Below are 12,679 nucleotides of genomic sequence, written 5' to 3'. Positions count from 1 at the left end.
CCATGCGCTAGCACGTGCTAGTAACAACGACGATGGAGTCCCCATGACGACACCCAGCAAAGACGAGCCGCTCGTCACGCCGCTTCCCGCCTCCGTCCCTGCACCCGCGTTCGATGCGGTCGCCGTCGACGAGATCAGCGAGGCACCTCCCGCTGACCTTCCCAAAGTGGGTTCTCGCTACATCTGGTCCATGGTGCTGGCGCAGTTCGGCGTCTTCATGGCCTTCATCACGCCGCTCGCGATCTCGCTCACCATCCGCGTCAATGCCCTGGCCCCGGGGCATCCGGAGTATCTGGGGTTCATCACCGGAGCGGGTGCGCTGTTCGTGATGCTGACCTCGCCGTTCATGGGCATCTGGAGCGACCGCACGCGCACCCGCATCGGGCGCCGCCGTCCGTTCATGATCGGCGGTGTGGTCGTCGGAGTGCTCTCGCTCGTCGTGATGGCACTGGCGCCGAATGTGCTCATCCTCGGCCTCGGCTGGATCCTCGCGCAGTGGGGATGGGGCACCACCCTCAGCAACCTGCAGATCTCGACCGCCGATCGCCTGCCCGAGTCGCAGCGCGGCAAGGTCGCGGGCCTCACGAGCTTCGCCACGCAGATCGCACCCGTCTTCGGCGTGATCCTCGCGCAGTTCTTCACCGGTGACCCGCTGCTGCTCTTCCTCGTCCCCGGTGCGGTGGGCGTGCTGTTCGTCTTCCTCTTCGTCGTGCTCGTGCACGAGGCAGACAGCCGCACGATGGCGAAGGATCCGATCACGGTGGGCCAGCTGCTGGCGAAGTACGTCTACAACCCGCGCAAGTACCCCGACTTCTCGTGGAACTGGCTGGCACGTTTCCTCTTCTACACGGGCATCACCCTCAACACCACCTACACCGCGTTCTTCTTCGCGGATCGTCTCGGCATCAGCGTCGAATCGGTCGCCGGCATCATCGCCACCCTCAGTCTCGGCGGAATCCTCGCCGTGACCCTCGGCGCGCTCGGCGGCGGCTTCATGTCGGATCGGGTGAAGCGCCGCCGCGTGTTCGTTCTCCTGGGCGGGATCATCATGGCCATCGGAATGCTCCTTCAGGCATTCGCGCCCGAGATGGTGCTCCTCATCACCGGATCGCTCGTCACCTCGCTCGGGCTGGGTCTGTTCGCCGCGGTCGACCAGGCGCTCCTGCTGGACGTGCTTCCCGAACGCGAGACGGACGCCGGCCGCTTCATGGGCATCACGGGGTTCGCCACGTCGATTCCGCAGTCGCTCGCACCACTCGCGGCATCCGGCATCCTGCTGATCGGCGTCACCGGCGGGGAGCGCAACTACACGCTGCTCTTCGTCATCGCTGCCGCATCGGTACTGCTCGCCGGCGCCGTCGTCCTCCGCATCCGTTCCGTCCGCTGACCCATCATCCGGAGAATCCGCCATCATGGTCGCCGCTGTCACCGTCACCCCCGTCCGCTTCGAGAATCACCGCGACGCAATCGGGATCGGCGAATCCGCTCCCCGGTTGAGCTGGATCGTCAGCGCCGCGCCGGCAGGGTGGCGGCAGGCTCGATTCGAGGTTCAGGACGCCGATGGCGAGGCGATCGCCGTCGACAGCGCCGAATCGGTTCTCGTGCCGTGGCCCTTCGCGCCTTTGGCCTCGCGCGAGCACCGGTCGGTGCGGGTGCGGGTGACCGGCGAGGACGGATCAGTATCCGAGTGGGGCGAATGGGCGACCGTGGAGGCGGGGCTTCTGGAAGCGCACGACTGGCGAGCGCAGATGGTGAGTCCGGTGGATCCCACGGTCGCGTCGCCCCTCGTGCGCGGCTCGTTCGAGATCCGCGAGGCTGAGATCGCACGTGCTCGCATCTACGCGACGGCGCAGGGTGTGTACGAGCTGGAGCTCAACGGATCCCGCGTCGGAGATCAGGAACTGGCTCCCGGATGGACGGCGTACGAGAGCCGGCTGCGCTACCAGACGTACGAGGTCACCGAGCTGCTCATGCCGGGTCGCAATGCGATCGGCGCGTGGCTCGGCGATGGCTGGTGGCGCGGGCATCTCGGCTGGGACGGTCGTCGCGCGCTGTACGGCGGCGATCTGGGAGTGCTGGTGCAGCTCGAAGTCGAGTATGCCGACGGGGAGCGCCAGGTCGTGGCATCCGGCCCCGAGTGGGTGTCGAGCGCGGGCCCGATCAGCTCGGCTGATCTCTACAACGGAGAGGACTTCGACGCTCAGGCGTTCGACCCGGCGTGGTCGACCGCCGACATCGACGTCCGCGCGTGGGCTCCTGTGGCGCTGCGCGAGTTCGACGCCGCGACGCTCGTCGCACCCGATGGCCCGCCCGTCCGGCACGTCGAGACCCTCGCCGTGCAGGAGGTGTCGACGAGCCCGTCCGGCAAGACCATCCTGGACTTCGGCCAGAACCTGGTCGGGCGCCTCCGCATCCGGGTGAGAGGTGACGCGGGCCGCACCGTCAGTCTTCGTCACGCCGAAGTGCTCGAGCGCGGAGAGCTCGCGACCGAGCCCCTTCGCGGTGCGAAGGCGACCGACACCTACACGCTGCGTGGAGGAGAGGCGGAGGAATGGGCGCCTCGGTTCACGTTCCACGGCTTCCGGTATGCCGAGGTCACCGGCTGGCCGGGAGAGCTCGACCCCGCTGACATCGTGGCCGAAGTCCTGCACTCGGACCTTCGCCGCACCGGGTGGTTCGAGTCGTCCGATCCCCTGGTGAACCGCCTGCACGAGAACGCGGTCTGGGGGATGCGGGGCAACTTCGTCGACATCCCCACCGACTGCCCGCAGCGCGACGAGCGTCTCGGCTGGACCGGCGACCTGCAGGTGTTCGCGCCGACGGCCGAGTTCCTCTACGACTCCGCGGGATTTCTGACGTCGTGGCTGCGCGACCTCGCCGCCGAGCAGAAGAAGTACGGCGGGACGCCGATGGTGGTCCCGGCTGTCACCACCGGCTACCAGGGGCCGATGGCGGCGTGGGCGGATGCGGCGACCGTCGTGCCGTGGACGATGTACCGCGCCTACGGCGACCTCGGCATCCTGCGGACCCAGTTCGAGAGCATGGCCGCGTGGGTGGACGAAGTGACCGCGGCCGCAGGAGAGGACCGGATCTGGTCGAAGGGATTCCAGTTCGGCGATTGGCTCGACCCGACTGCGCCGGCAGGCCGGCCCGAGGCAGCCCAGACCTACCCCGAGATCGTCGCCACGGCCTATTTCGCTCGCTCGTCACGCATCGTTGCGGATGCCGCAGCCCTCCTGGGCCGAGACGAGGACGCGGCGCGCTACCGCACGCTCGCCGACGAGGTGCGCGCCGCGTTCCACCGCGAGTACGTCTCGGGATCGGGTCGGCTGCTTTCCGACTCGGCGACCGCGTACGCCCTCGCTCTGCAGTTCGACCTGATCGAAGGCGAAGCGGCGCGCGCGCATGCGGCGGATCGCCTCTCCGAGATCGTCCGCGGCAACGGGTACAAGATCTCCACGGGCTTCGTCGGCACACCGTTGATCTGCGACGCGCTCTCCGCCAACGGCCACCCGGACGTCGCGTACCGGCTGCTGCTGCAGACCGAGGCGCCCTCGTGGCTGTACACCGTGAAGCACGGCGCCACGACGATCTGGGAGCGGTGGGACTCACTGCTCCCGGACGGAACCGTCAATCCGAGCGGGATGACCTCGTTCAACCACTACGCCTTCGGCTCGGTCGCCGACTGGCTCCACCGCGTCGTCGCCGGGCTCGCCCCCGCCGAGCCCGGGTACCGCCGCCTGCGCATCGCGCCACAGCCGCCGCGCGCCGGGCTGACCTCGGCGGCCGCGCGCCTCGAGACGCCGTACGGCGAGGCCTCCGTCTCGTGGGAGCTGGCCGACGGCGCGATCACCGTGTCAGCCACCGTGCCGGTCGGCACGACAGCCGACGTCGTCCTTCCCTCCGGCGACACGGCGCTCGTCGAGCACGGCGTGCACGAATGGGTCGAGCCGTTCGAGGTCGACCCCACTGAGCGGGCGCCGGTCACCGTCGACACCCCGATGGGCGAGATCATCGACGAGCCCGAGGTGATGGCGGTGTTCATGGGCGTCGTGACGAAGTACGTGCCGGAGGCCGCCGCGCACATGAGCGGTGGCCTGAACGGGCGGGAGGACATCACGCCCCGCCAGATCGCCGGCATGATGCCCCACTCGGAGGCGTTCCTCGCCGATCTCGAGCGCGGCTTCGCCGCCGTGTCGGCAGGAGAGCCGATTCCCCAGGATCTCTTCGCCGAGCCCGAGCCGCAGAGCGACGAGGGTGTGGTCGAGGCGGCGGCGATGCTCAGCGGACGCGACTTCTGGTCCACTCGCGAGGGCGACGGCATCCGCTCCCTCACGATCGTCGACGGCCCGCACGGTGTGCGGCGGCAGGACGGTGCGTCCGACAACCTCGGCCTCTACGACAGCCTCCCTGCCACCTGCTTCCCACCGGGGGTCGCTCTCGGCTCGACGTGGAACCCCGCCCTGATCCGAGAGATCGGTGAGGCCCTCGGCCGGGAAGCACGTGCGCTCGACGTCGATGTGCTCCTCGGTCCCGCGATCAACATCAAGCGCTCCCCACTGGGCGGTCGCACGTTCGAGTACCTGTCGGAGGATCCGCTGCTCACCGGGGTGCTCGCGACCGAGTACGTCCACGGCGTGCAATCAACCGGCGTCGGCACATCGCTCAAGCACTTCGCCGTCAACAGTCAGGAGACCGACCGGATGCGGGTGAGCGCAGAGGTCGACCACCGGACTCTGCGCGAGATCTACCTGCCTGCCTTCGAGCGGGTCGTCACCCGAGCGCAGCCGACGACCGTCATGAGCGCTTACAACGCGATCAACGGCGTGTTCGCCTCGGAGAACGAGTGGCTGCTCACCGAGCTGCTGCGCGGCGAGTGGGGGTTCGAAGGGCTGGTGCTCTCGGACTGGGGTGCGATCAAGGATCGGGTCCAGGCCCTTCGCGCAGGACTCGACCTCGAGATGCCCGGAACCGGAGACGAGGGCCGCGATGCGATCGTCGCGGCCGTCCGAGACGGACGTCTCGATCGCGCGTCGGTGGATCGGTCGCTCGAGCGGCTCCGCACGCTCGCGGAGCGGACCGCCGCCGAACAGCCGACCGCGCCCCTTGACGCAGACGCGCACCATGCCCTCGCCCGGCGTGCCGCCGGCGAGGCGATCGTGCTCCTGCGCAACGAACGGGACACTCTGCCGCTTCGTCCGGGGCGGAAGACCGTCGTCCTCGGCGAGCTCGCTGTGAAGCCTCAGTACCAGGGCGGTGGAAGCTCCCATGTGAACGCCACTCGTCTCGACATCCCGCTCGACGAGCTGCGCGCGCAGCTCGGCGATCTCCCGTACGCGCCGGGATACTCGACGGATGCCGCAGCCGACGCCGCGGCTCTCCTCGACGACGCACGAGCCGCGGCGCAGGGCGCCGATGTCGCGGTGGTCTTCGTCGGCCTGTACGAGAAAGACCAGTCGGAGGGCTTCGACCGCACGCACCTCGAGCTCCCCGCGGCGCACGTCGCGCTCATCGAGGCGGTCGCGGCCGTCGCCGGTCGGACGGTGGTCGTCCTCTCCAACGGCGGGGTCGTCTCGCTCGAACCGTGGCACGATTCCGTCGACGCCATCGTCGAGGGATGGGCGCTGGGACAGGCCGTCGGGGGTGCTCTCGCCGACGTCCTCACCGGTGCGGTCAACCCCTCGGGACGCCTCGCCGAGTCCATCCCGCTCCGGCTGCAGGACACCCCCTCGTACGTCACCTTCCCGGGCGAGAACGAGACGGTCCGCTACGGCGAGGGCGTGTTCGTCGGCTACCGCTGGTACACGACCGCCGAGCAGCCGGTGCGCTATCCCTTCGGGCACGGCCTGAGCTACTCGACGTTCACCTACGAGGGACTCGAGGTCGCGGCATCCGGGTACGACGAAGCGACCGTGCGGGTCGTCGTGCGCAATGACGGGGCCGTCGCGGGTGCCGAGGTCCTCCAGGTCTATGTGGCACCTGCGGCAGCGCCGGTGCGTCGACCCGTGCGCGAGCTGGGCGCGTTCACGAAGGTGCACTTGGCGGCCGGCGAGTCCGCGGTCGTCGAGCTGACTCTCGAGCGGCGCGCCTTCGCCTACTGGGACGTCGTCAAGGACCGCTGGCGCGTCGAGCCGGGCGCCTACCGCATCGAGCTGGGCCGCTCGTCATCCGATGTGGTGCTGTCCGAGGCGCTGGAGCTCGCGGGCGATGTCGAGCAGCTCGAACCTCTCACCCTCGAGTCGACGGTCGGCGACTGGTTCGGGCATCCCGTCGTCGGTCCGGCGCTCATGCAGGCGATGATGGCCGGCGCCACCGAAGAGCAGCTGGCCGCGGCATCCGACAACGAGAACATGCTGAAAATGGTCGAGTCCATGCCGATGGGACAGTTCGCGCGCTTCCCGGGAGTCGAGATCCCGGATGCCGCACTCGAACAGCTCATGGCGCTCAGCGTCGCCGCGGCCGCCGCCTGATGGCGGCAGTCGGATCACGGGGGGCAACGGATGTCGCAGAGTAGCGCCTGACGAACTGGCAGCTGCAGACCGCGGTGGCCGCCGCGATTGGCGTCGCCGACGTTCGCCCGACGACCGCCTCGGGTCGGATGAGCGGGGTGAGACGTTCACTCGGCAGCGCTGGTCTACACCGGTCGAGGGGCGACATCCGTCCGATGGTCGGGTGACCGCGAGCCGAGCGGAGGCGCGCTGGCACGATCCCGACCCCGAGGGGGAGTTCGCGTACCTCGAGATCACGATCGACGAGATCGAGGACGCCCGTCCCGCGGTCGCCGACGAGGTCAGCAGCCTGGGCTCGTAGTCCGTCGTCAATGCGCAGCGCCGGCCGGCGCCTTGCGCTTCAGGATTCTCATCACGGCGAATACGATCCCCGCGATGAGCAACCCGTAGACCAGACCGAACAAGCCGGACAGCACGGACTCGACGACCCACACCACAACCGGCCCGAGCGACTCCACCCAGTGCGTCACGACATGCAGCAGGTCGTACGGGCCCGACCAGAAGGTCTCCGCCAGATTCTCGATCACCAGGTGGCCCCCGACCCACAGCATGGCGACCGTGCCGATCACACTGATGATGCGGAACACGGTCGGCATGGATCGCACGATCGATTCGCCCGTGGTGCGCACCCTGGCGACCGGGCTCTGCGCCATCCCGAGTCCCACGTCGTCGATCTTCACCAGCAGTGCGACGACGCCGTAGACGAGCAGAGTCATGGCCAGAGCGATCACGGTGAGAGCGCCGAGGGTCATCCAGATGCCCAGGCCCGCGTCGAGACTGGCCAGCGAGATGAGCATGATCTCGGTGCTGAGTATCAGGTCCGTGCGGATCGCGCCGAACACCAGCTTGCGCTCGTCCCTCGGCTCGTCCTGACCGGGGCCGTGGTGGGCCCCGAACCACTCCATGACCTTCTCGGCGCCTTCGAAGCACAGGTAGGAGCCGCCGATGATGAGCAGCCACGGCAGCACCCACGGTGCGAACGCGGTGAGCAGCAGTGCGAGGGGGATGATGATGACGAACTTGTTGGCCAGACTGCCGAGGGCGATCTTCCCGACGACCGGCAGCTCACGCGCCGGGGTGATCCCCTGCACGTACTGCGGAGTGACGGCCGCGTCATCGATCACGACGCCCGCGGTCTTCGCGCTCGCTTTGACGGCGGCGGTGAGGATGTCGTCCACCACCGCGAGCAAACCCACCGACATGCTCTGACCTCCGCCTCGAACCTCTCGACGCCGGCGCGCGCCGTTCGACGTCATGCACGCTAATGCAGCCGGCACGCCTCGACAAACGGGTTGCGTTTCGGTGAACTCATCCTGCGCTGTCAGGCGACCCGACACGACGGCGCCGAGATCCGGCGTCGCTACGTCGCGGTCCGCAGCGGCTCGAGGGCGGCGAGGACGAGGTCGAGGCCGAAGATGAACTCCTCAGCCGGGTCGAAGCCGGCAGCGACGAGCGCCGCGGCTGACTCATTCAGGTACGGGAACTCATCGTGAGGAAGCTGAGGCAGATAGATGTCCTCGGTCATGTCGGCGAGCTCAGCGGCGGTGTCGAACGGCAGGCCGGCTGTCTGGAGAGCGAAACCGTACACATAGCTGTCGAGAAGCCAGTTGGCATGGGTCGCCGCCAAGGGTGAGAAGCCGGCCCTTCGCAGGCAGGCGGTGACGGCTTCGTGGTGGCGGAGGTTGGCGGGCCCCGGCGAGGTCCGCGACTCCATCAGGCCATTCGCCCAGGGGTGGCGCGCGAGCACCTGCCGGGCGGATATCGCTCGCTGTCGCAGTGCCGACTGCCAATCCGTGCCTTCAGGGGGCAGTTCGATCTGCTCGAAGACGACGTCGATCATGGCGTCGAGCAGATCCTCCTTGCTCGCGACGTAGTGGTAGAGCGACATCGCGCCGGCGCCGAGGGTGCCGGCCAGCCGGCGCATGCTCAGACCCGCGACACCCTCACGGTCGGCGAGCCGGATCGCCTCGTCCACGACCCGTTGCCTGCTCAACCCCGCATCGGGGGCCCGCTGGCGGTGTTCCTCGGCAGACATCGTCTCCTCGCTCCCCTGCAGCACTTGACAATCGTACGGCGTACGGCGATAGTACAGCGTACGACGTACAGTGTACGAACTCCCGAGACGCGAGAAGAGGCTTCACATGCACATCGAAGAGCGACCGGATGCCGCGGCCCACGTGGCGTCAGCGACGAGCCGGATCATCGCCACGACCATGCGCGCCGTCGTGCAGCGCGAGTACGGGCCGCCGTCCGTGCTGGGCGTGACCGAGATCGGGGTGCCGCGCCCTGGTCGCGACGAGGTGCTCGTCCGCGTGGTGGCGGCCTCCGTGCATCCCGGCGACTACTTCGTCATGACCGGTCAGCCCTACCTCGTACGTCTGGTGTTCGGGCTCCACCGACCGCGCAACGGCATCCCCGGCAGAGACTTCTCCGGAGTGGTGGCGGCGGTGGGGGAAGATGTCATCGACCTCCACCCTGGCGACGAGGTCTTCGGCTGGGGCACGACCGGAGCGCTCGCCGAGTACGCCTGCGTTCCGGCGGGCAACGTCGCATTGATCCCCGCCGGCCTGTCGGCCGCGGATGCGGCAGCGGTGCCCACCTCGGCGATGACGGCGCTGCAGGCGTTGCGCGACATCGCGAACGTCGAGCCGGGTCAGACGGTGCTCATCACGGGCGCGTCGGGCGGGGTGGGATCGTTCGCCGTCCAGATCGCGAAGGCGTTCGAGGCTGAGGTGACGGGCGTGTGCAGCACCCGCAATGTTGACCTGGTCCGGTCGCTCGGCGCAGACCACGTCATCGACTACACGGCGACCGACTTCACCCGCATCGGGAAGCGCTACGACGTCATCTTGGACAGTGTGGAGGCCCAGCCCCTGGCGGCTTCCCGCCGGGCGCTGACGCCGACGGGCACCCTCATTCCCAACAGTGGTCGCGGCGGCCGCTGGATCGGTCCCCTCGGCCGGATCCTCGTGGCTCGCATGCTGTCCGCCTTTACGCGTCAGAGACTGCGGCCCTTCACGTCCGTCGGGAAGCGCCAGGATCTGCTCACCCTGGCCGACCTCCTCGCGACCGGGCAGGTCACGCCCGCTATCGACCGGACGTACCTGCTCGACCAGGCAGCCGAAGCCCTCAGCTATGTCGGGACCGGGCACGCCCGCGGAAAGGTCGTGGTCACCATCTGACGCCCCGTCCGACGAGAACGACCCCATCCACGAACACGCCCCCGGTCCGACCTCCAGCCATCGCGGAGGGACCACTCCTCAAGAAAGGGATACCCATGACCACGAGAACAGAGATCACAAACCCGCTCGACAACGGGACGGTCCCCGTGCAGCTGAAGCTCGCCGCCGCCTGGACCACCTTCATGTTCCTCTACGTGTACGTCGACATCCTCAACTTCTACAAGCCCGGCGTCGTCGACGGCATCCTGAACGGCCTCGTCTGGCGGTTCGACATCAGCTCGACACTGCTGACGATCTTCCTCGTATCCGTGTCGATCCCGGCTCTGATGGTGGTCCTCTCCGTCACGCTGCCGGCTCAGGTGAACCGCCTCACGAACCTCGTCGTCGCATCGCTCCTCATCCCGTACTCGATCTTCAACGCGGCAGGGGCGACCTGGGAGTGGGCCGCCTTCTACGGCATCTCGATCGGCATCGAAGTCCTGCTCCTGGCCTTCATCCTTCGCTCCGCCTGGGCATGGCCCCGCACCTCTGGCGTCGCCGCTGATCACCCGATGACCGCTCTTCGACGGTGAGCCGGAGCGGGCGCGCCGTCGATCGGCGCGCCCGCTGCGGGAATGCCATGGTGGTCTCAGACCACCCCGCTGCGCGTCATCCGGCGGTGTAGCCGCCGTCGGCGACGAACTCCGCTCCGGTCACGAAGCTCGCGTCGTCGCTCGCCAGGAACGTGATGATCGCGGCGATCTCCTCCGGGCGTCCCAGGCGGCCCATCGGCGTGCCGGCCACGAGCTGATCGCGATCGGTGTCGCCCAGGATGGGGGTGTCGATGAACCCGGGGTGCACCGAGTTGACCCGCACACCTTCCTTGGCCCACCCGAGCGCGGTGGTCTTGGTGAGCAGTCGCACCGCCCCCTTGGCGGCGTGGTAGGCCGGGCTGACGCCGGAGCCGACGATGCCGTACATCGAGCTGATGTTGACGACGGCGCCGTTGCCTCGCTTCTTGAGCGCCTCGGCCGCCGCCTTCATGCCGAGGAAGACACTCGTCTGGGTGACCGCCACGACACGGTCCCACGTGTCGGCGCTGGTCGCCTCGAGGGCGTCGGTGTCGACCTGTTGCAACGCCCCTCCGCGAATTTGTATTCCGGTGAATAAATATCTCGGCCGCCCGCGACGGGGGTGGAGGAAGCGCGTTGTCGTCACCGTGGCGTTGTGGCGTGTCGTCGGAGTAGAACGGGTCCATGCCATCCCCGCTGATCCTGGGGCCGATGCTCCGCTACGTCGACGAGACGTCGGCCAGCATCTGGGTGGAGACGCAGTCCGAGTGTCTGGTGAGCGCGCACGTCGGGGGACGGTCGTGGGAGGCCCGCACCTTCGCGGTGCACGGCCACCATTACGCACTGGTCGAAGTCGACGGGCTCGAGCCCGGGAGCGTCTCGCCGTACCGTGTCGAGATCGACGGGCGCACGGTCTGGCCTGATCCGGGCTCGGACTATCCGGCTTCGGTGATCACCACGCGCGCGCCGGGGCATCCGTCTCAGATCGCCTTCGGATCGTGCCGCACCAGCGTGCCCCACGACCGCTCGGGCAACCGGACCCACGGCGTGGACTCGTTGCGGTCGTTCGCCCTCGCGGTGGCCGACGGTCGCCAAGACCGGCCGGAGATGCTCCTCTTCCTCGGGGATCAGGTGTACGCCGATTCGACCACCAAGGCCATGCAGGCGTTCATCCGCAGCCGCCGCGACATCCACGAGCCGCCGGGGAAGGAGCTCAAGGACTTCGAGGAGTACGCGCATCTGTACCGCCTGGCATGGTCGGATGACGCGAACCGGTGGCTGTTGTCCTGCGTGCCGACCGCGATGATCTTCGACGACCACGACATCCGTGACGACTGGAACGCCTCGCTCGACTGGAAGAAGAAGATGCAGGCCACCACGTGGTGGCACGAACGCATCGTCGCGGGCCTGGCCTCGTACTGGGTCTACCAGCACCTCGGCAACCTGTCTCCCCGCGAGCGCGCCGCCGACGAGATGTGGCAGACCGTCTGCGCCCGCCGCGACGACGCCTCCCGCGACCTGACTGATGCCCTCGACGCGTTCGCCGATCGCTGCGACAGCGACCCGAGCAGCTACCGCTGGAGCTACTCGCGGGACTTCGAGGGAACCCGCCTGATCGTCCTGGACTCGCGTGTCGCGCGAGACCTCACCCCGTCGGACCGGGGGCTGCTGAACGACCGAGAGCTGACGTGGTTCGACGAGCACATGCAGGGCGGATGCCGCCACGTGCTGGTGGCCACCTCGCTCCCGTTCCTCCTGCCGCTGGGTCTGCACCACGTCGAGGCGTGGGATGAGGCGATCGCTCAGGGCGCGTGGGGTCGCGCGGCCGCGTGGGTGGGCGAGCGACTGCGGCGGGGCTTCGATCTGGAGCACTGGGCGGCCTTCCAGAACAGCTTCCAGGCGGTGGCCGCGATCGCGACGGAGGTGGCCGACGGCGACCGTGGCCCGTCGCCGCAGACCGTGACCTTCCTGTCGGGGGATGTGCACTTCTCGTACCTGGCCGAGGTCGAGCGGCAGCACGGCAGCCGCATCGTGCAGGCCGTCTGCTCACCGATGCGGAACCCGCTGCCGCGCTTCCTGCGCTGGTTCTCGGTGGTGATGTCGTATGGCGCAGCGACGCCGCTTGGGGCAGCCGCGGCGCATTCCGCCAAAGTGCCCGACCCGCCCTTCCGCTGGAAGACGGTGAAGGGCCCCTGGTTCGACAACAACGTCGCGCTCCTGGAAGACAGACCCGATGGGCTCACGATGACGTGGCACACCGGCGTCGTCGAGGACGGCGACGAGAGCCGTCCTCGGCTGGAGGAGGTGGCGTCCATCACGGTGCCTGCGAAGCGAGACTCGGCCGTGTCGTCCTGATCCGCTGCTCGAGCCCGCCTCGTGCGCCTCTGCGAGCCGGAGGACGGAGAGATCGCGGGACGAAAGGCCCCTGGCAGCGGAG

The 12,679-nt window shown here is 68.6% G+C and carries 9 protein-coding genes; 6 read left to right on the top strand and 3 right to left on the bottom strand.

Annotation, left to right across the window (positions count from 1 at the left end; all coding sequences use genetic code 11):
* Positions 1-43: 43 nt before the first annotated feature.
* The 3 genes from IR212_RS14445 to IR212_RS17300 are packed head-to-tail and all read left to right on the top strand — an operon-like array spanning position 44 to position 6,810.
* Positions 44-1,387 carry an MFS transporter gene (locus tag IR212_RS14445; protein WP_194396563.1) on the top strand — a complete coding sequence of 448 codons (1,344 nt, stop codon included), beginning with the start codon at positions 44-46 and terminating at the stop codon, positions 1,385-1,387.
* 25 nt (positions 1,388-1,412) lie between these two features.
* Positions 1,413-6,470: a family 78 glycoside hydrolase catalytic domain gene (locus IR212_RS17155; RefSeq protein ID WP_228479344.1), complete on the top strand. Its 5,058-nt coding sequence runs from the start codon at positions 1,413-1,415 to the stop codon at positions 6,468-6,470.
* Complete coding sequence (locus tag IR212_RS17300) at positions 6,418-6,810, top strand: DUF6544 family protein (RefSeq protein WP_337907605.1); 393 nt, start codon at positions 6,418-6,420, stop codon at positions 6,808-6,810. Before IR212_RS17155 ends, IR212_RS17300 begins: the two co-directional genes overlap by 53 nt.
* A gap of 7 nt (positions 6,811-6,817) precedes the next feature.
* Here IR212_RS17300 and IR212_RS14425 read toward each other — a convergent pair whose 3' ends face one another.
* Together IR212_RS14425 and IR212_RS14420 are read right to left on the bottom strand one after the other, a co-directional pair.
* Complete coding sequence (locus tag IR212_RS14425; RefSeq protein WP_194396561.1) at positions 6,818-7,711, bottom strand: DUF808 domain-containing protein; 894 nt, start codon at positions 7,709-7,711, stop codon at positions 6,818-6,820.
* Between the two features lie 158 nt (positions 7,712-7,869).
* Positions 7,870-8,568: a TetR/AcrR family transcriptional regulator C-terminal domain-containing protein gene (locus tag IR212_RS14420; RefSeq protein WP_237684552.1), complete on the bottom strand. Its 699-nt coding sequence runs from the start codon at positions 8,566-8,568 to the stop codon at positions 7,870-7,872.
* An 82-nt stretch (positions 8,569-8,650) separates the two neighbouring features.
* On the opposite strand from IR212_RS14420, the gene IR212_RS14415 reads away from it, so the two are divergent.
* Complete coding sequence (locus IR212_RS14415; RefSeq protein WP_228479343.1) at positions 8,651-9,691, top strand: NAD(P)-dependent alcohol dehydrogenase; 1,041 nt, start codon at positions 8,651-8,653, stop codon at positions 9,689-9,691.
* A gap of 95 nt (positions 9,692-9,786) precedes the next feature.
* A complete protein-coding gene (locus IR212_RS14410) occupies positions 9,787-10,263 on the top strand; it encodes a DUF6326 family protein (protein WP_194396560.1) in 477 nt (158 codons plus the stop codon).
* Positions 10,264-10,339: 76 nt separating this feature from the next.
* Here the strand turns inward: IR212_RS14410 and IR212_RS14405 are convergent, their stop codons facing one another.
* Positions 10,340-10,807, bottom strand: a complete 468-nt coding sequence (locus IR212_RS14405) for an SDR family NAD(P)-dependent oxidoreductase (RefSeq protein WP_228479342.1) — start codon at positions 10,805-10,807, stop codon at positions 10,340-10,342.
* A gap of 119 nt (positions 10,808-10,926) precedes the next feature.
* Here IR212_RS14405 and IR212_RS14400 point away from each other — a divergent pair, with 119 nt between their 5' ends.
* The gene (locus IR212_RS14400; protein ID WP_194396558.1) at positions 10,927-12,597 is read left to right on the top strand and encodes an alkaline phosphatase D family protein; all 1,671 of its coding nucleotides are present in this window, start codon (positions 10,927-10,929) and stop codon (positions 12,595-12,597) included.
* Positions 12,598-12,679 lie beyond the last annotated feature (82 nt).

This window comes from Microbacterium atlanticum, from assembly GCF_015277815.1.
GTDB classification, from domain to species: Bacteria; Actinomycetota; Actinomycetes; order Actinomycetales; family Microbacteriaceae; genus Microbacterium; species Microbacterium atlanticum.
Note: the sequence above shows the minus strand (reverse complement) of the source record. Positions and strands in the feature narration are given on the sequence as shown.